The sequence below is a fragment of the Flavobacterium sp. CG_23.5 genome, from assembly GCF_017875765.1.
Classification (GTDB): Bacteria; Bacteroidota; Bacteroidia; order Flavobacteriales; family Flavobacteriaceae; genus Flavobacterium.
In genome coordinates, this window is record NZ_JAGGNA010000001.1 from 2,388,543 (window position 1) to 2,407,999 (window position 19,457).

General features: G+C 35.1%; 22 protein-coding genes. 12 read left to right on the top strand and 10 right to left on the bottom strand.

Annotated elements, in window-relative coordinates:
• Positions 1–212 precede the first annotated feature (212 nt).
• Both H4V97_RS10295 and H4V97_RS10300 read right to left on the bottom strand, forming a co-directional pair.
• Complete coding sequence (locus H4V97_RS10295) at positions 213–1,376, bottom strand: iron-containing alcohol dehydrogenase (RefSeq protein WP_209549662.1); 1,164 nt, start codon at positions 1,374–1,376, stop codon at positions 213–215.
• A 4-nt stretch (positions 1,377–1,380) separates the two neighbouring features.
• Positions 1,381–2,151 (bottom strand): type 1 glutamine amidotransferase domain-containing protein, encoded by a 771-nt coding sequence (locus H4V97_RS10300; protein WP_196850352.1) that lies wholly within the window; start codon positions 2,149–2,151, stop codon positions 1,381–1,383.
• Positions 2,152–2,159: 8 nt separating this feature from the next.
• On the opposite strand from H4V97_RS10300, the gene H4V97_RS10305 reads away from it, so the two are divergent.
• Positions 2,160–3,134 carry a LysR family transcriptional regulator gene (locus H4V97_RS10305; RefSeq protein WP_231385450.1) on the top strand — a complete coding sequence of 325 codons (975 nt, stop codon included), beginning with the start codon at positions 2,160–2,162 and terminating at the stop codon, positions 3,132–3,134.
• Here the strand turns inward: H4V97_RS10305 and nadD are convergent, their stop codons facing one another.
• From nadD to H4V97_RS10330, 5 genes are all read right to left on the bottom strand, one after another.
• Complete coding sequence (nadD, locus tag H4V97_RS10310) at positions 3,135–3,746, bottom strand: nicotinate (nicotinamide) nucleotide adenylyltransferase (RefSeq protein WP_209549663.1); 612 nt, start codon at positions 3,744–3,746, stop codon at positions 3,135–3,137.
• A 73-nt stretch (positions 3,747–3,819) separates the two neighbouring features.
• Complete coding sequence (gene gmk / locus H4V97_RS10315; RefSeq protein WP_209549664.1) at positions 3,820–4,395, bottom strand: guanylate kinase; 576 nt, start codon at positions 4,393–4,395, stop codon at positions 3,820–3,822.
• A gap of 83 nt (positions 4,396–4,478) precedes the next feature.
• Entirely contained in the window at positions 4,479–5,339 is an 861-nt protein-coding gene (locus H4V97_RS10320; RefSeq protein WP_209549665.1) for a YicC/YloC family endoribonuclease, read from the bottom strand.
• 52 nt (positions 5,340–5,391) lie between these two features.
• Entirely contained in the window at positions 5,392–6,324 is a 933-nt protein-coding gene (locus H4V97_RS10325) for a DMT family transporter (protein WP_209549666.1), read from the bottom strand.
• The gene (locus H4V97_RS10330; RefSeq protein WP_196850347.1) at positions 6,324–6,674 is read right to left on the bottom strand and encodes an arsenate reductase family protein; all 351 of its coding nucleotides are present in this window, start codon (positions 6,672–6,674) and stop codon (positions 6,324–6,326) included. Before H4V97_RS10330 ends, H4V97_RS10325 begins: the two co-directional genes overlap by 1 nt.
• Positions 6,675–6,760: 86 nt before the next feature.
• Between H4V97_RS10330 and H4V97_RS10335 the strand changes: the two genes are divergently transcribed.
• Positions 6,761–7,216, top strand: a complete 456-nt coding sequence (locus H4V97_RS10335; protein ID WP_196850346.1) for a DinB family protein — start codon at positions 6,761–6,763, stop codon at positions 7,214–7,216.
• A 357-nt stretch (positions 7,217–7,573) separates the two neighbouring features.
• Positions 7,574–7,729 (top strand): hypothetical protein, encoded by a 156-nt coding sequence (locus H4V97_RS10340; RefSeq protein ID WP_209549667.1) that lies wholly within the window; start codon positions 7,574–7,576, stop codon positions 7,727–7,729.
• A 96-nt stretch (positions 7,730–7,825) separates the two neighbouring features.
• Here the strand turns inward: H4V97_RS10340 and H4V97_RS10345 are convergent, their stop codons facing one another.
• Positions 7,826–8,158: a DUF86 domain-containing protein gene (locus tag H4V97_RS10345; RefSeq protein ID WP_209549668.1), complete on the bottom strand. Its 333-nt coding sequence runs from the start codon at positions 8,156–8,158 to the stop codon at positions 7,826–7,828.
• The gene (locus tag H4V97_RS10350) at positions 8,127–8,456 is read right to left on the bottom strand and encodes a nucleotidyltransferase family protein (RefSeq protein WP_245345223.1); all 330 of its coding nucleotides are present in this window, start codon (positions 8,454–8,456) and stop codon (positions 8,127–8,129) included. The genes H4V97_RS10345 and H4V97_RS10350 overlap by 32 nt, the downstream gene beginning before the upstream one ends.
• 189 nt (positions 8,457–8,645) lie before the next feature.
• On the opposite strand from H4V97_RS10350, the gene H4V97_RS10355 reads away from it, so the two are divergent.
• From H4V97_RS10355 to proC, 7 genes are all read left to right on the top strand, one after another.
• A complete protein-coding gene (locus H4V97_RS10355) occupies positions 8,646–9,185 on the top strand; it encodes a DUF4375 domain-containing protein (protein WP_209549669.1) in 540 nt (179 codons plus the stop codon).
• Positions 9,186–9,453: 268 nt separating this feature from the next.
• Positions 9,454–10,725 (top strand): serine--tRNA ligase, encoded by a 1,272-nt coding sequence (gene serS, locus H4V97_RS10360; protein ID WP_209549670.1) that lies wholly within the window; start codon positions 9,454–9,456, stop codon positions 10,723–10,725.
• A gap of 93 nt (positions 10,726–10,818) precedes the next feature.
• Positions 10,819–12,597: a tetratricopeptide repeat protein gene (locus H4V97_RS10365; RefSeq protein WP_209549671.1), complete on the top strand. Its 1,779-nt coding sequence runs from the start codon at positions 10,819–10,821 to the stop codon at positions 12,595–12,597.
• Between the two features lie 66 nt (positions 12,598–12,663).
• A complete protein-coding gene (locus H4V97_RS10370; RefSeq protein ID WP_209549672.1) occupies positions 12,664–12,975 on the top strand; it encodes a DUF4286 family protein in 312 nt (103 codons plus the stop codon).
• Positions 12,976–13,202: 227 nt separating this feature from the next.
• Positions 13,203–13,982 carry a 16S rRNA (adenine(1518)-N(6)/adenine(1519)-N(6))-dimethyltransferase RsmA gene (rsmA, locus tag H4V97_RS10375; RefSeq protein ID WP_196850338.1) on the top strand — a complete coding sequence of 260 codons (780 nt, stop codon included), beginning with the start codon at positions 13,203–13,205 and terminating at the stop codon, positions 13,980–13,982.
• Positions 13,972–15,321 carry a magnesium transporter gene (gene mgtE / locus H4V97_RS10380; protein WP_209549673.1) on the top strand — a complete coding sequence of 450 codons (1,350 nt, stop codon included), beginning with the start codon at positions 13,972–13,974 and terminating at the stop codon, positions 15,319–15,321. The genes rsmA and mgtE overlap by 11 nt, the downstream gene beginning before the upstream one ends.
• A 67-nt stretch (positions 15,322–15,388) precedes the next feature.
• Entirely contained in the window at positions 15,389–16,165 is a 777-nt protein-coding gene (proC, locus tag H4V97_RS10385) for a pyrroline-5-carboxylate reductase (protein WP_209549674.1), read from the top strand.
• A 534-nt stretch (positions 16,166–16,699) separates the two neighbouring features.
• On the opposite strand, the gene nhaA is transcribed toward proC, so the two are convergent.
• Positions 16,700–17,866, bottom strand: coding sequence for a Na+/H+ antiporter NhaA (nhaA, locus tag H4V97_RS10390; RefSeq protein WP_209549675.1), 1,167 nt, complete (start codon positions 17,864–17,866; stop codon positions 16,700–16,702).
• A gap of 145 nt (positions 17,867–18,011) precedes the next feature.
• Here nhaA and H4V97_RS10395 point away from each other — a divergent pair, with 145 nt between their 5' ends.
• Together H4V97_RS10395 and H4V97_RS10400 are read left to right on the top strand one after the other, a co-directional pair.
• Positions 18,012–18,971: a 2-hydroxyacid dehydrogenase gene (locus H4V97_RS10395; RefSeq protein ID WP_209549676.1), complete on the top strand. Its 960-nt coding sequence runs from the start codon at positions 18,012–18,014 to the stop codon at positions 18,969–18,971.
• Between the two features lie 172 nt (positions 18,972–19,143).
• Complete coding sequence (locus H4V97_RS10400; protein WP_196850333.1) at positions 19,144–19,425, top strand: TM2 domain-containing protein; 282 nt, start codon at positions 19,144–19,146, stop codon at positions 19,423–19,425.
• The last annotated feature ends 32 nt before the right edge of the window (positions 19,426–19,457 follow it).

Consider the following 19,457-nt stretch of genomic DNA (forward strand, 5'->3'; position numbering starts at 1 on the left):
CTTAGAATTATTCAAAACATTTATATTTTTTAACGCAATATGCGCAACAAATTTTCGTTATAAGTAATTATAAATTAGTTATTTAACGAATATAATGAAAATTGAGTTAGTTAGTTTTGTTTTATTATTTTAAAAGGCGTTCCCCATTATATAGGAGAACGCCTTTTTAATTTGATTCTGATTAAAGTTAAATCAGTCTCTATGCAATAGAATTAATAACTCATTTCCACAATTTCTTTTACTTTTTCTAAAGTGACATTCTGTTTTTCACCTAAAGCTTTCCATTCTCTTTGTTCAAAACGATTTACAATAAAATCAGCTGTTTTTTCAAAGTCTTTTGTGTAGTCTGATAATTTAGTATCCATTCCCATGGTATGGAAAAATTCAACTGTTTTATTGATTGCCTCTTTAGCGATTTCATCGTCAGTTCCAGTTAAATTAAAAATACGTTTTCCGTATTGTGCTAATTTTCCTTTTTTGGTTTCAAACATTACTCGGTATAAGTTCGGTCCAACTACTGCTAAAGTTCTGGCGTGGTCGATTCCGTATAAAGCCGTTAGTTCATGACCAATCATATGTGTTGCCCAATCTTGAGGAACTCCTTTTTGGATTAATCCATTTAAAGCCATGGTACAACTCCACATAAAATTAGAAGCTAAAGCATAATCTGTTGGGTTTCTCACCACTTCTGGACCTACTTGGATCAAAGTTTGTAGAATTCCTTCAGCAAATCGATCCTGAAGATAACCTTCATGCGGATAAGTCAAGTACTGTTCTAAAACATGTGTGTAAGCATCAACAACACCATTTTGCAATTGTCTTTTTGGTAACGAAGCAATAACTGTTGGATCACAAATCGAGAATTTCGGAAACAAAGCACTTCCGCCAAACGCTAATTTTTCTTGTGTCGCTTCAATAGTTACAACCGCTCCAGAGTTCATTTCGCTCCCCGTTGCCGGTAAAGTTAGAATTGTTCCAAACGGAATCACTTTAGATAGGTCTTTAATCAACAATCTTTTTTGAAGAATATCCATTGGATTACCCTCAAAATGAGCAGCTGCCGAAATGAATTTCGTACCGTCAATTACAGAACCACCACCAACAGCAAGGATAAAATCAATTTTTTGTTCCTTAACAATTGCTACCGCTTTCATTAATGTTTCAAAATGAGGATTTGCTTCGATTCCGCTAAATTCCACGATTTCAAAACCTTTTAAATTATTAAGTACTTGTTCGTGGATTCCATTTTTAAAAATGCTTCCACCACCATACGCCAATAATATTTTTGCTCCTTTTGGAACTAAAGTCGATAATTTTTCAATCTGCCCTTTCCCAAAAACCAAGTTGGTAGGATTGTATAATTCGAAATTTAACATGGTATTATTTTTTTGAATTTAATTGTAGTAATAATTTCTCAGCTACTAATTTAGAGGAAGCTGGATTTTGACCGGTGATCAATAAACCATCTTCAACTGCATAAGGCTGCCAATCTCCTATTTTTGAATAAGTCGCCCCATTCGATTGTAATGCATCTTCTAATAAAAACGGAACAACTTTAGTTAATCCAACTGCTTCTTCTTCTGTATTAGAAAAACCAGTTACTTTTTTACCTTTTACTAAGAATTCGCCATTTACTTTTACATTTTTAAGCGCTCCTGGGGAATGACAAACAAAAGCCACTGGTTTTTTGTTAGTATAAAAAGATTCAATTAATGCGATTGAGTTTTTATCCTCGGCTAAATCCCAAAGTGGTCCATGACCTCCAGGATAAAAAACAGCATCGTAATCAGCTTGATTGACATCAGCTAATTTTTTTGTGTCTTTCAGTTTAGCAAGAACTGCTGTGTCTTTATCCAATCTTTTTGTGTCTTCTGTTGCTGCAGATGGATCTTCGCTTTTTGGATCGATTGGAGGTTGTCCTCCTAGTGGAGTTGCAATATCAATCAAAACTCCTTTATCGGCTAGTTCGTAATATGGAGCTGCAAATTCTTCTGTCCAATATCCTGTTTTTTCCCCTGTGTTACCTAGTTTATCGTGACTGGTAAGAACAAATAATACTTTTTTCATAACTTTTTTATTTTGTTTCTGTGCAGTTGCAGTGATACAACTTACGGTTAATGTTATAATGGTAAATAATGCAATTTTTTTCATTTCTTATTATGTTTATACAAATTTACGGCGAATATGTTATTAGTAAAAATAATTTAAATTATGTTTGTGATAAATATATTTATATCATGGTCAATTTGGAATGGTACAGAACATTTAAATCAGTTTATAAAAATGGAAATTTTTCTTTGGCAGCCAAAGAACTTTTTATTAGTCAACCTGCTGTTAGTCAGCAAATATCAATGTTGGAAGCGCATGTAGGTTATAAACTTTTCAATCGAAAGTCTAAAGGCGTTGAACCAACGGAATACGCTAAGTTACTAAATAATTTAATCATTGAGGCATTAGACCGATTAGAAAATGTAGAAAACGGTTTTCGGGCCAAAGCGTTCAATGCCAACAGATTAATTTCTATCGGAATCTCCAAACATTTCATGATTAGCTTAGGAAGTGCCTTGCTTTCAAAATTTGAATTTATAGATTTCAGTTTTCATGAAAACGATACGCTTTTTGAATTGGTCGATTCTAAAAAACTCGATTTTGCCATAGTTACTAAACAATACGACACTTTTGACACCATTCAAAAAAAAGTCGGTGAAATCAAACAAATTATCGTGGGTTCTAGCAATATTGATGCTTCGGAATTAAAAACAAAAATCAGAAGTAAAGATTTTGTAGCCATCGAACAATGGTTAAACGAACAAAAATGGTTTAGTTATGATGCCAGAATTCCGCATATCAAATTATTTTGGCTGCATGTGTTTAACAAAAAAAGACCTTCGATGGTTCCAAATTATATTATTCCTTCTGAATACGAAATGATAAACATACTTGCTGAAAATACAGGAATTGCAGTTGTTTGGGATATTAATGCACAACCTTTTATTCGAGATAAAAAAATACAATTGTTGTGGAACAGCAAGCAAATGCCTACCACGGAAGTTTTCCTATTATCTGGTAAAAATGATAATTTAAGTGCGATTTTCGAAAAAATTGAAGTGGAATTAAAAGATACTTTGAAATAGTTACCTCCTGTAAAAATTATTATGGTCAATATATTCCCAAACTTTATTAGGTAAAAGCGGCTGAATATTTTTCCCGTTTTTAATGTTTTCTCTAATGAAAGTGGATGATATCTCTACAACAGGAGCATCAATCATGTGAACTCTCTTATGGTTTCTGAATTCCAAATTTTCTGTTTCCAATGATATTGCTTCACCTTTTCGTACTTTGGCGTCGAGTCTAGGATAAACATAAATATCGTAATTGGCTAAAATAGCTTCGTAGTTTTTCCATTTGTGCAACGACCTCAGATTGTCTTCGCCCATGATCAAGGAAAATTCATAATTGGGATATTTCTCCTGCAAATGAACTAATGTATTCACCGTATAATTAGGTTGCGATAACTTAAATTCAATGTCCGAAGGTTTAATTTTCGGGAAATCTTCTGTGGCAAGATAGACCATTTGTAAACGGTGGTAATCGTCGAGCAAAGTACTTTTTTTCTTCAAAGGATTGTGCGGCGTAACCACCATCCAGACTTGGTCTAAATCCGCATGCTCTGCCATGTGATTGGCAATAATGAGATGCCCAACATGAATGGGGTTAAACGTTCCGAAATAAAGTCCTATTTTCATAAACAATCCTTATTTGAAATATCACAGATCTCCACAAATTAAAGAAAACGGTGTTAACTGGTGAAAGTCGTGTTTATTCTTTCACAAAGTTTTTCACCAATTGATAGGCTTCTTCTAAAGCAATGTCCAAATCGTAGTTTTTTATGACAACATCAAACTGAGGGGCAGTTGCCAATTCAACAGAGGCTTTAGCAATTCGCATGTTGATTTTATCGTCACTTTCAGTAGAGCGTTTTTTCAAACGAATTTTCAATTCATCAATGCTTGGTGGTTTAACGAAAACGGCTAACGTTTCATCAGGAAATTTGTGTTTAATTCGCAATCCGCCAGATACATCAATATCAAAAATTACATTTTTTCCTTTGGCCCAGATGCGTTCCACTTCACTTTTTAGCGTTCCGTAAAAGTTATCGCGGTACACTTCTTCCCATTCCAGAAAGTCTTCGTTCTTGATGTGTTTTTTGAACTCTTCGGTAGACATGAAATAATAATCTTTTCCGTTTACCTCTTCACCTCGCGATTCGCGCGATGCTGCCGAAATCGAAAATTCCAGATTCAAATCTTCTTTTTCTAATAAATGCCTAACGATGGTCGTTTTTCCAGACCCCGAAGGTGCCGAAAACACTATTAATTTTCCTCCTGTGCTCATTGTTGTTATTTTTTTAGATGTGATCAATCACTTCTAATTTTTATGCAAAAAGACGCGATGAATCGCGTCTCTACTTACTATTTTTATAAAACATTCAAAACCTGTTCTTTGATTTTTTCCAATTCGTCTTTCATCTGAACGACTAACTTCTGCATTTGTGCATGGTTGGATTTAGAACCCATAGTGTTGATTTCACGTCCCATTTCTTGGGTTATAAAACCTAATTTTCTACCATTGGCTTCGGTTCCATTGATGGTTTCCAAGAAATAATCCAAGTGATTCGTCAAACGCACTTTTTCCTCAGTGATGTCTAATTTTTCTAAATAATAAATCAGTTCTTGTTCGAAACGATTTTCATCTACATTCACTTTAAGTTCTGAGATTGCAGTTTGCAAACGGTCTTTTATCGCTTGAACGCGTTCTGGATCAAGAGCTAAAGCTTCCGTCATATATTGACGAATGTTGCCAATTCGCAATTGAAATTCTTTTTCTAATGACATTCCTTCATCTCTTCTAAAAGTCAAGATGTTTTGCAACGCTTCTTCGATAACGGTTTGGATTTGTATCCAATCGTTTTCATCGATTTCATCACGTTCTATTTTCATGGTATCCGGCATGCGAATTGCCATTTTCATCAATTCGGTTTCATCAGCGTCAGCATATACCTCTCTCAACTGATTGATATAGCCTTTTACAATAGGCACATTCACTTTCGTAGAAGTTTGTTCCGCGGTACTTTCGATAAAAATAGAAAAATCTACTTTTCCTCTTTCCAGTTTTAAGGCTATTTGGTTTCTTAAACCCAATTCCATTTCGCGGTACAGTGAAGGCATTCGCACATTCAAATCCAAACCTTTACTGTTTAAGGATTTTACTTCTACTGTGATTTTTTTGGTTGGTAATTGCAAAGTTGCTTTCCCAAAACCCGTCATTGATTGTATCATATAATTTTCTAAAAGAGGTCAAAGATAATGAAAAGTATTCAGTGTTCAGTACTCAGTTTTCAGTCGCAGTCTCAGTTTTCACGTCCAGTCTCCCCTCGTTCGCAGGGGACTGTGGGGAGGATACCAGATAAACTCCCGCGAATATTAAAACAGCCGAAACAATTTTCACCCAACTCAATTCGTCTTTGCCCAAGCTTATCGCAAAAATAGTTGCGAAGAGCGGTTGTAAATAAATAAAAACGGCAACAGTCGTTGGTTTTAATTCTTTCATCGAAAGCAAATTGAGCAGATAGGTCAGAAAGGTAGAAAAAACTACTACGAATGCTATTTTCCAGCCAATAACTGTTGGGACTATTGCCCAATCTACAGCATCAAATTGGCTCCAGCCAAAAGGTAAAACCATAATAAATCCGAATAAATAAATCCATTTCACAAAGGTAAATGCATTGTATTTATCCATTAATTTCTTGACGATAATCAGGTAAAATCCATAGGAAATAGCGTTGACCAAAACCAGGAAATTTCCCAAACCTGCATTGGTGGCGCTGCCGATGGATTTTCCATAAAGAATAAGAAAAGCCGTTCCTATTAAGCCAAGAACGATTCCCAAAACCATACGGTTTTTCATGCGTTCTTTCATGATAATTGCCGAAAGCGCTAAAACAATCATTGGTGTTGAAACCATAATTACCGCAGCGCTAATAGGAGAAGTAAGGCTTAACCCTTTGAAAAAAGTAAGCATATTAAAAGCCACACCAAAGAATGCAGCGGCAATAATTCGAGGAAAATCATTGAGTGTTATTTTTTCTTTTGGCATAAAAAGCCAAACCAGCCAAAACAAAATCATGGAACCACCAGCACGTAATAGGATAAAGCCGTAGGCGTCAATATACAATGGCATCACATCTTTGGCGATAGTAAACGTAACGCCATAAATCAAGGAAACTAATGTGGCGCCAAGCAGCGCGAGATTTCTTCTTGACATTAACTCAAAGCTTTCGTTACCTGAAGCATATTTTGCTGGGTATTTCCAATGTAGATTTTATCGTTGATGATGAAAACGGGACGACTCAAAAACGTATAATGTTCCAGAATGTATTTTTTGTAATCATCTTCGGTCAAGGATTTATTTTTTAAATCCATCGATTTATAAAGGACTGCTTTTTTACTGAAAAGCGCTTCATAACTTCCAGAAAGCTCACGCATTTGTTCCAGCTCTTCCACAGTAATTGGATCTTGTTTGATGTCGTGAAACTTAAATTCATGTTCTTTCGGTAATGATTTTATAATTTTTCGACACGTATCGCAGGAAGCGAGATAATATATTTTATCCATAATAGAGTATGATTTCTTTGTGCAAAGAAAAATCATTTGATGCGGAAAATGATTATTTTTATCAAAAAATTCCAAATCATATAAAAATGAATCAAACATTCGATATTACCAGAACAAGTAGAAAAATCTTGTCCCAAATGTTGCAAAATTACACTTTGGAACAATTAAATAAAATACCGGAAGGATATAACAATAATCTCATCTGGAATATCGCCCACGTCGTTGTCGTGCAGCAAATGTTGACGTACAAATTATCGGGTTTGCCAATGATGATTTCGGACGAAATGGTAGAAAAATACAAAAAAGGAACCAAACCGGAACACATCGCTACTCAAGCCGAGGTAGATGAAATTCTATCGTTGCTTTCTCAAACAATCGACCAGACCGAAGCGGATTTCAGTAATGAATACTTCAAAAATTACAGTGAATATCCCACATCGACCGGTTTTGTTTTAAAAAGTGCTGCTGACGCTATGGCTTTTAACTATTTTCATGAAGGGCTACATATCGGGATTATAATGAGTCTTCGTAAGTTTATTTAGGGCTTTTATAGGGAGCTAATCCCGCTATTCATTGCAATCTCTCACCCGCAACCCTTTTTTTTCAAGGCATAAAAGGAGCTTCCTTTGGTCGCTCTTTTCTGTCAGAAAAAAAATAGAACTGTACGAAAGAGGATTTTCACTTTTATCGATTATAAGGGATTCATTATTTCCAAAATATTTATCCCCAAACGTGTCATTCTGACGAAGGAAGAATCTCCATTACGTGAGCAACTTGATGAGATTCCTCATTCTTCGGAATATAAAGCGAGAAAGAATGGTTTCCTCCGCAAAGTTTCCAACGTTGAAGATGTGATTTCAGTCTCAAACTATAAACCTAATTAAAGAAGATTGTATATTATGGCAAAAGGACCCGAAAAAAACACTAAAAACAAGGCTTTACATACCAAATTGCTCAATAGAAAAAAGTCTAAACTACAAGAAGAGAAAAAAGAAAAAGCAGCACGTTTGAAAGCTTTGGTTACAAAAATGAATCAGAAAAAGAATAATGACTAATCTGAGGCTACAGAAATCACAAAATTTTTTTGATAATTAGTGAAATTTTTGGGTAATAAAAGCTTGACCTTGTTTTGATTGGCTGCCGTTACAATTTTAGTATTCTAAATTTTCGATTTCAATTTTTAAATTTTCTAAGTGACGCTTTAAAATAGCCCAAACTATCGAATTATCAATACTGTCATAAGCATGAACCAAATGATTACGAAAACCGATAATTTGATTGTCATTTTTAATTACAAATTCATTCTCAATCAATCTTAATTTATTGAGCGCTTCTCCAATAATTACAAGCTGTCTTTCAACGGCACTTTGAGTTTTTCGGTCTTTATCATACGCATTGAAATCAGTAATGTCAGCAGTAAATTCGCGAATTAAGGTTATCGCCATCAAGACATCAGAAAGATACTTTTTGCTCTTTTCCGTCATAAAGTAAAATTTTTGTAGAGTCTATATTTTTTCTGAGAATTGGATTTTTAATGGATGAATTGGTCAATAAATCAACTTTTCTTTGGAAAAAATCTTCCAGTTTGTCCCATAGATTCATTAGGTTTTCGCCACGCTCAATAGGGTCTTCAGTGTCAATTTCGATTAATAAATCAATATCGCTGGATTCATCATTGAAATTTTCCGTCACAGCAGAGCCAAAAGCATAAATATTTTTAACATTATGGCTTTTGCATAAGGTTAAAAACTCAGCATATTTCATTTGTATTGCCTCTTTCATTTTCATATTGCTAAGTTACTTATTTTTTTGAGAATAAATTATTCGGGTTTCATTATTCCTATGTGACTCGTAAACCGTTATCTGTAACACAAAAATAATTTGTGCTAATCTGTGAAATCCGTGTTTAAAAACATTTATCTCTCATTATTTTCCCCGAAATTTGCCTCAAACTCCTTAAACACAAAACCCATGGAATTTGGTAGAATAATTATTTCAGAAACCGCGATGATTAGCGAAAACCCGCAAGATGTAATCAACTCTAATATTTCGGTGATTAACTTAATGCGCGAGGAAAAAATTGACGATGATTTGATTCACGAGGATGCCTTGATGAGTTATTATTTAGATTATTATACTTCTCAATATACGGAAGGCAATTTTGCGCAGTTTGTATATAATTCTGGTTGGGATAAAGAATTAAATGAATTATTAGAAGAAGCTTTGGCATTAGTTGGTGCAGAAAAGCATCTGGAATTGTTCCAACAGCAATCCAAAAAAATTAAATTAATGAGCAGCGTAAAGCTGAATAAGTTTTTGAAAGGAAAATTAGATGGCGTAAATCCAACGCGAGATTTGCTCAACAACGATACTTTTTTTGAAATTGAAGAAAATCTAGTTACCTTGAACGCTGATTTCTTAAAATCACATCCAGATTTCGAAGCTCTTTCCGTAGACGATATGTTTGCTGTCTTAGAAGAGTTTGTGGGGCATGAAATCAAAAGAGAATAGCAAATTTATTTTTTAAACGCATAGAATCATAGTTTTGAGTTTATTAAAAAGGCATTTCATTTTAGCTAGAATGCATAGCTATGTGAAAATGAAATGCTATCAAATTCTTCTCACTCTTAATTTTTCTATGATTCTATGTGTTTAAAAAAAGCCCAATGCATTTGAATTAGGATATTCTCCTTTTCCTTAAAACTTTGTCTTATAAGTCCCAAACATTTCCTTAAATTTGCTTCCATAATTATATAAGTTAGCGTTAAAAAAATCAACTATGTTACAAATCGCATTTATTAGAGAGAATCAAGAAAAAGTAATCACCGCTTTAGCAAAGAGAAACATCGATGCTACAAGTGTTGTTGAAGAAGTGGTACAACTGGATGAAAAACGTCGCGCTACGCAAGTGGAGTTAGACGGAATTTTATCCGAATCTAATAAATTATCCAAAGATATTGGCGAATTGATGAAAGCAGGAGAGAAATCGAAAGCCGCAATTCTAAAAGAAAAAACAGTTTTACTAAAAGAGAAAAGCAAGAAATTAGCCGAAACTGCTGATGTGCTTGCCGCAGAACTTTTAGAAAAATTATATACATTACCCAATCTTCCTGCTGATATTGTTCCTGTTGGAAAAACACCAGAGGAAAACCTGAATGTTTTTGAAGAAGGTGAAATTCCAGTTTTGCATGAAGGCGCGCAACCGCATTGGGAATTGGTAAAAAAGTACGACATCATCGATTTTGAATTGGGTGTAAAAATCACTGGTGCAGGATTTCCGGTTTACAAAGGGAAAGGGGCGAGATTACAACGCGCCTTGATCAATTATTTCTTGGATAAAAACACGGCAGCCGGTTACAATGAAGTTCAGGTTCCGCACATGGTAAACGAAGCCTCTGCTTATGGAACGGGACAATTGCCGGACAAAGAAGGGCAAATGTACCATGATAAAACCGATGATTTATACTTAATCCCAACGGCTGAGGTTCCAGTAACCAACTTATTTCGTGATGTCATTTTAAACGAAAATGAATTGCCGGTTTTAACTACGGCTTACACACCATGTTTCCGTCGTGAAGCGGGTTCGTACGGTGCGCATGTACGTGGATTAAACCGTTTGCATCAATTTGATAAAGTCGAAATCGTTCGTGTAGAACATCCTGATAAATCGTATGAAGCTTTAGACGGAATGGTAGAACATGTAAAAAGTATTTTGCAGGAACTGAAATTACCGTACCGTATTTTGCGTCTTTGTGGCGGAGATATGGGATTCACTTCTGCTTTGACTTATGATTTCGAAGTTTTTTCTACGGCGCAAGATCGTTGGTTAGAAATCAGTTCGGTTTCTAACTTTGAGACTTTTCAAGCGAATCGTTTGAAATTGCGTTTCAAAGATAAGGACGGAAAAAACCAATTGGCACACACCCTTAACGGAAGTGCATTGGCTTTGCCAAGAGTTTTGGCGGGAATTTTAGAAAATTACCAAACTCCAGAAGGGATTGTAATTCCTGAGGTTTTACGTCCGTATTGTGGGTTTGATATTATAGACTAACTAGTGTTCAGTCCTCAGTGATCGGTGTTCAGTTAGCTTTTTGGACAACACACCGTTTGGCAAACTGAACACTGAATACTGAACACTTTTAACATGAAGCACTTTTTTCTCTATATCAATTTGTTTTTCTCGCTATTTGCTTTCGCCCAAAACGAGCAATTGGCGCAATATTATTATGACAAAGGTGATTTTGAAAAAGCTAAAATTAGCTATGAGGAATTACTGCAAAATGTTCCTCAAAACACCCAATATTTTCTCAGAACGGTCGACTGTTATCAGCAGTTACAACAATTTGATGTTGCCGAGAGAGCAATTCAGTCGAGATTTGATAAATACAAGCAAGGAAATCTTCTGGTGGAATTAGGCTATAATTTTCAATTGCAAAAAAATGAGGCCAAAGCCAAAAATTACTACGATCAGGCACTGGAACGCATCAAGGGAAATCCAAACGAGGTTTATGGTATTGCGAGCTCTTTTGAGAGAAAAGTGTTGCTGGAATATGCTTTGAAATCCTATCAAAGCGCTTCTCAATTAGACCCAAATTTTAATTTTAATTATCAAGTAGCACTGCTCTACGGACAATTGGGTAATACTGAAATGATGATTGCGACATTTTTGAATGAAGCGTCTGCAAATCCTCAGAATTCGATAATGATCCAGAATCAATTGGCTCGTTTTATGGTTGATGAGGGAGACGCCAACTTTAATGAAACCTTGCGAAAGGCACTAATTATAAGGGCTCAAAAAAACCAAGATATTTTTTGGAATCGTTATTTGAGTTGGTATTATGTGCAGCAAAAAGAATTTGAAAAAGCCTTTATTCAAGAAAAAGCCATTTATAAACGCGATCCGGAATCACTTTCTAACATCGTGAATTTGGGACAGCTTGCCATTGAGGAAGACAATCAAGAAGCCGCTAAGGAAATACTGGGTTTTGTTCTGGAAAACACCAAAGAATTGGAACTTCTGGTGCAAGCAAATTCCTATTTGATGAAGATGAAAATAGAGAAAGCTAAGGAAAAAGATTTTGCCACCATCAATACAGAATTAGTCGGTTTGTTGAAACAATATGAAATAAGTCCTTTTACCTTATCTTTGCAGCTAATTCAAGCCCATTTTGTTGCTTTTAATTTAAAAAAACCGGAAGATGGGAAGGCAATAGTTAAAAAAGCCCTCGAATTGCAATTGGACGATTATCAAGTGGCTGAAGCCAAAATGGAATTGGCGGATATTTTGCTTTACGAAGAAAAATTTAATCAAGCGTTGATTTATTATTCGCAGATAGAATTGGATTTAAAAAATGATGTGGTGGCTCATGAAGCAAGTTTGAAATCGGCTAAAACGAGTTATTTCAAAACTGATTTTGCCTGGGCATTGAAACAATTCAAGGAATTAAAATCGGCGAATACACAGTTGATTGCCAATGATGCTTTGGAATATTTTCTTCTAATAAATGACAATACGGTTGCCGATTCAACACAAACGGCATTGAAACAATTTGCAAAAGGCGATTATCTTTTATATCAAAATAGAAATCAGGAAGCGGTGACTCAATTCCAGTTGATATTGAAGAATTATAAGGGACAGGAAATTGAGGCGGTAACCTTGTTGCGTTTAGGAAAGGTTTATGAAAAACTGGGAGATTTTAATTTGGCTTTAAGCCAATACCAAAATATTATAGACCATCACAGCGACGGAATTTATATTGATGAAGCATTGTTTTTTTCGGCAGAAATTTATAACAAGCAATTGAAGTTACCTGAAAAGGCAAAACCATTATACGAAAAGATAATTTTCAGTCATCAGGACAGTATTTATTTTGTTGATGCCAGAAAGACATTCAGGCAATTACGAGGCGATACGAATTTATAAGTAAATGTTTAATCGGTTAAATGTTTAACCGATTAACCGAAAAGACGAATAACCAAATTAACAATAATGATAATATACAATGTTACCACAAACATACATGAAAGCGTTCACGATCAATGGATGATTTGGATGCAACACAAACACATTCCTGAAATTCTGGCTACGGGGAAATTCTCATCGGCAAGAATGGTTAGGGTTTTAATTGAAGAAGAAATGGGAGGAGTAACCTATTCAGTTCAGTATACCACGGACAGTAAGGAAACTTTGGAGAAATATTATCTGGAAGATGCACCAGGTTTTCGTGAAGAAGGTTCGCGATTATTTGGAGACAAAATGCTTGCTTTTAGAACGGAATTGGAATTGATTTCGGATTATTAGAGTCATTGCGAGGAACGAAGCAATCACATTCAGGTTACCATTTTGAATCACAATCTTGAAATCACAATTTGCGATTTCAAGTTCCAATTTAAAAAATATATAAACAGACTTTGTGTCTGTGCGCCTTCTTGGCAAAACAAAATATAAAAAATACTTTGCGCCTTTGTTTCCGAAACTTCGGAATTCATGGCAAAATAAAAAGATACTGAAATAAATTCAGCATAAAAATGGAAAAAGTAAAAGCCAAAAAACACCTCGGACAACATTTCTTGAAAGATGAAAGCATCGCTAAGGATATTGCCGACACTTTGAATCTAGAAGGATACGATGATATATTGGAAATAGGACCGGGAATGGGTGTTTTGACGAAATATTTATTGGACAAGCCAATCAATACTTACGTTATAGAAATCGATCCGGAATCAGTGACTTATTTAGATGAAAATTATCCAAAATTAAAGGATAAAATCATTTCTAAAGATTTCTTGAAATACAACATCAACGAAATTTTTGAAGGAAAGCAATTCGCAATAATTGGGAATTTCCCTTATAACATTTCGACTCAAATTGTATTTAGAGCGTTGGAATATCGCAATCAAATTCCGGAATTTGCCGGAATGTTCCAGAAAGAAGTGGCGCAGCGTATTTGTGAAAAAAAGGGAACTAAAGCGTATGGGATTTTATCGGTTTTAGTTCAGGCATTTTATGACGCTGAATATTTATTTACGGTGGATGAAAATGTTTTTATACCGCCACCAAAAGTAAAATCAGGGGTTTTGCGTTTGCGTAGAAAGAAGGATTACAGTTTACCTTGTGGCGAAAAATTATTTTTCACGGTGGTTAAAACTGCTTTTCAACAACGCAGAAAGACTTTGCGTAACAGTTTAAAAACCTTAAATTTGTCAGATAAACTGAGAGAAGACCCTGTTTTTGATCTTCGACCAGAACAACTTAATGTAGAACAGTTCATAGAACTTACCCAAAAAATAGAAGCCGATGGAGTTTAAAATCAGCAAAGAACTAATCCATGAATTGGAGCAACTTATTGTAAGTAAAAACGACAAGCAATTGGAGGTTTTACTGAATGATATGCACCACGCTGATATTGCCGAAATTCTGGACGAGCTTGATTTTGACGAAGCAACTTATATTTTTAAAGTATTAGACAGTGATAAAACCGCCGAAATTCTTCTTGAATTAGAAGATGATTTGCGTGAAAATATCCTAAGCAGGCTTTCGCCAAAGGAAATCGCTGAAGAGCTGGATGAATTAGAGACGAATGATGCGGCAGATATTATCGCAGAGCTTTCGAAAGATTTGAAAGCCGAGGTAATATCAGAACTTCTAGATGTTGAGCATGCCAAGGATATTGTTGATTTGCTTCGTTATAAAGAAGACACCGCTGGTGGAATCATGCACAAGGAAATGGTTAAGGTCAATGAAAATTGGAATGTCCTTACTTGTGTAAAAGAAATGCGTATTCAAGCAGAAAATATTTCCAGAGTACATTCTATATATGTGATAGATGATGAAAATAGGTTAAAAGGACGTTTGTCGCTCAAGGATTTATTGACGACGTCAACAAAAACGCCTATTAATGATATTTATATTCGAAAACTAAACTCAGTAAATGTAGATACTGAAGATATAGAGGTTGCCCGAATCATGCAGAAATACGATTTAGAGGCGATTCCTGTGGTTGATGAATTGGGGCGACTTGTTGGTCGAATTACGATTGATGATATTATAGATGTAATCAAGGACGAAGCCGATAAAGATTACCAATTGGCCGCGGGTATTACCCAGGATGTTGAAACGAATGACAGTATTTATGAGCATACTAAAGCGCGTTTGCCTTGGTTGTTGATGGGTATGTTAATTGAGCTGATAGCATCTTATGTTATAAAAGGTAATGAAGCTACTTCTCAAAAATTTTACACACTTATTATTTTTATGCCTTTGCTATCGGCAACGGCTGGAAATATTGGGGTTCAAGCATCGGCAATTATTGTTCAAGGGTTGGCTAATGGTACATTGAAAGAATTTAGTCGTAGTTATTTTAGTAAGGAAATAGCCGTTGCCATGATTTCCGGAACTATAATCGCTATGATGGTTTTGGGCTATCATACGTTTATGTACGGGCAGTTTCAAGTAGGAATGGCAATATCAATATCGATAGTGGTAGTCATTTTATTTGCAGCAATTTTAGGAACCTTGGTGCCTCTTTTTCTGCATAAAAATAACATTGATCCCGCTATTGCCACAGGGCCATTTATCACAACAACAAATGATGTATTTGGAATTATGATTTATTTTGGAATTGCAAATCTGATTTTAGGAATTTAATTTTAGAAAAAACCGAATGAATAACCACCATTCGAGCTATTAAATAACCACAACAACTAAAAATAAAATGAAAATTCACATAATTGGCGGAGGTAACCTAGGTGTCGCTATTGCAAAAGGATTGTCGAAATTTTCGCAAGGAAATCAAATCACCATAACCCGAAGAAATACAACGAGCATTCTTTATTTAGAGGAATTAGGCGTAACGGTTTCCACAGATAATAAACATGAAATTCAAGATGCAGATATTATTATTCTTACCATAAAACCGTATCAGGTAGAGACCGTTTTAACCGAAATCCTTCCTGTGATTTCTAATAAAGTAATCGCTTCGGCGGTGAGTGGATTGTCTATTGAAAATTTACAAAATAAGATAGGTGCTTCGAATAGCGCTATCCGAATCATGCCGAATATCGCATCACAATTTGGCGCATCGGCAACCTGTATTGCTTTTCATGAAAAAGACAAAGAGAAAGTGCAAAACGTGGTAGCTCTTTTCCAAGATTTAGGAACCGCTCCTATTATTGACGAGAAATTGATGGATGCGGCAACGGTTCTTGCGGCCAGCGGAACGGCTTTTGCCTTGCGTTACATTCGGGCGTCGATGCAAGCCGGAATCGAAATAGGATTTGACTGGCAAACTGCACTAGCCATTTCAGCACAAACCGTAAAAGGTGCTGCTGAAATGATTATGGAAGAACAAATTCACCCAGAACAATTAATTGATCGTGTCACCACGCCACAAGGCTGCACCATCGCGGGATTGAACGAAATGGAAATGCACGGCTTCAGTTCATCCTTGATACGAGGAATCAAAACTTCTTTGAAGCAAATAAAAGGATAGTTTCAAATTCTGAATCATTGAAATGTTTTATTTTTCGAAACCTATTAAGAAGTTTATTTAAAAATAATTTACGTAGTCTATTTTGTACAAGGACACTGATTTATATGTAGTTAGTCGAAAAAAAAAATGGATTTTTTTTGTATATTAAGACCGATTATACGTAATTTTGTATAGCAATCCAATTCTACTGTTTTTACCTAGTAATGTGTTAAATTAAGTCTAACGATTAATAAACATTATTATGAAAAAGCTATTTTACAATTTTTACGACAAAATTTCAATTTTTTTATTCGGAGGCAAAAAGGTGTTGCCGTTTTAACTGAAAACTGTAATTTTTAAAAAAAACGTATGAAAAAACACTACTTTACACAAATTGTTTAATAAGAAACCCATTTCTAATTTTTTAATCTAGAAATGGGTTTTTTTATTTTCCACCATATAGAAGTTAAAAGAGGCATATTGTTTTTACATTTTGACCCCTTCTGTAGCGAATTACAATAGGTGAAATTTCAAAAAAAACATAAGTTTTTTATATTACGCAATCTCTTTCTTTACTTTTTTTGATCGTCTAAAAGTGAATTTTAGCCAAATGAAACCAACTAGTCCAGCAATTACAGAAGCAATAAGAATGGCAATTTTTGAATAGATAATTACTTCTTCTCCATCATTTTTGAAAGCAAGTAAGGTTATGAAAATTGACATGGTAAAACCAATTCCACCTAGCATTCCTGCGCCTAGAATGTTTTTCCATTTCAATTCATCAGGTAATGCACAAATTCTTACACTAACAGCTAAGAATGAAAAAAGCCAAATCCCTAATGGTTTCCCTATAACTAATCCTAGTATAATACCGATGGTATTGGGATGATTCAGTCCGTCTTGCCAGTCTGAACTGATAGCGATACAAGTATTGGCCATCGCAAAGACAGGCAGAATAAAGAATGCAACGGGATTGTGTAAAAAATGTTGAATTTTATAGGACGATGTTTTTTTACCTCCGTCACCAAACGGAATAACAAAAGCCAATAGTACGCCAGTTATAGTAGCATGAACGCCAGAATTAAGCATGAAATACCACATCAGAACTCCGCCAATCAGGTAAGGAAATAAGCTATGGACTTTCATTCGATTCAAAATAAATAAACCACCAAGAATACCTAAAGCAATGAATAAATTCACAAATGCTATAGTTGAGGTGTAAAATATAGCAATGACAATGATGGCACCCAAGTCATCAATTACTGCTAGCGCAGTCAAAAATATTTTTAAAGATTTAGGAACCCTATTTCCTAAGAGAGATAAAATCCCAATAGCAAATGCAATATCTGTTGCCATGGGAATTCCTGCTCCATTTTGTGTATTCGTCCCAAAATTTAATAATAAAAAGATTCCAGCTGGAACAATCATTCCGCCTACGGCACCAAAAATGGGTAAGGCCGCATTTTTAATACTGGATAACTCCCCATTGTAAATTTCGCGCTCTAATTCTAAACCTATTAATAGAAAAAAGATCGTCATTAGCCCGTCATTAATCCAATGGGTAATCGAGTGGTGGCTAACTTGGGTTTCCCAAAAGGCAATATATTGTGTTTGCATTGGGGAATTGGCGAGATATAAAGAGAGAATGGTCGCAAAGAGCAAAAGGAGTCCTCCTGCTTTCTCACTATTGAAAAAGGCCTTAAAAGGTTTCGATAATTTCATTTTGGATTTCATTTGTAATAAATTGCTTCAGTAAGTAGCAAATTCTTAAGGATGCAAATTTACAACTTTTTGATGGAATCTTTTTTCTTAAAATAAAATACCATCTTTTTTTGTTAATTTTGGATAGCAAAAACAATAATTATTTATGGATATCAAAATACTTCATATCGATAGCAATCATCCTATTCTTATGGAACAATTGCAACAAGCGGGGTTTACAAACCACGAAGATTTTTCATCCTCAAAAGAAGAAATCGAAGCTAAAATTCAGGATTATCAGGGAATTGTCATTCGGAGCCGATTTAATATTGATAAAACATTTCTAGATAAAGCGACAAATTTGAAATTCATAGCACGTGTTGGAGCAGGACTGGAAAGTATTGATTGTGACTATGCATTGTCAAAAAACGTTGAACTTATTGCCGCACCCGAAGGCAATAGAAATGCAGTTGCTGAACATACTTTGGGTATGATTTTGTCGCTTTTTAATAAATTGAACCAAGCAGATCAGGAGATACGATCCGGCCACTGGAATAGAGAAAGTAATCGGGGTCATGAGCTGGACGGTAAAATCGTTGGGATTATTGGCTACGGAAATATGGGAAAATGGTTTGCCAAAAAACTTCGCGGTTTTGATGTTGAGGTATTATTTTATGATATTTTGGAAAATGTGGGCGATAACAATGCCAAGCAGGTTTCTTTAGAAGAATTGCAATTAAAAGCGGAAGTGCTGAGTTTACATATTCCTTGGACACCACAAACTGATAAAATGGTAAATGAGGAATTTATCAACGCTTTTGCAAAATCATTTTGGATTATAAATACGTCTCGAGGCAAAAACATTGTGACGGCTGATTTAGTTGCGGCAATGCAATCCGGGAAAATTCTTGGCGCTGGTTTGGATGTATTGGAATACGAGAAATTATCTTTTGAAACGCTGTTCCATGATGGGAATACTCCGGAAGCATTTCAATATTTGTTGCATGCCAAGAATGTGATTCTGACGCCACATATTGCCGGTTGGACATTCGAAAGCCATGAAAGATTGGCACAGGTAATTGTCGACAAAATTAAATCTGTTTATTTTGGTCAAGCCAAAATATAAGTTGTGTAGGATTAAATTTATTTACAGTCAATGTAACATTTTTGTTGAAATAGAGTCTTATGATTTTGGATATCGAAGGAAACAAAATCGAACTTTGGGAGCCAATTGACAATGCATTATAATAATTTAAATCAACTGTTATTAACTAAACCAACTATATAACTATCAACTAATGGAAAATTCAAAACAAGAAGCATGGAATAATCCCCAGCCAGTTTACCGGGATAATAAAAAATTACCAGCCGGTATTTTGGCCATACTTTTAGGTCCATTCGGTATTCATAAATTTCTTTTAGGCTATACGTCGGAAGGAATAATATGGTTAATCATCAGTCTTTGTACCTGTGGAACGGTAACCGCTATATTAGGTCTTATTGAAGGAGTAATATATTTAACAAAATCAGACGAAGAGTTTTACCAGACCTATCAGGTTGGTAAAAAAGGCTGGTTTTAAAACATAAAAAAAATCCCGTTTGCCCAGCAAAC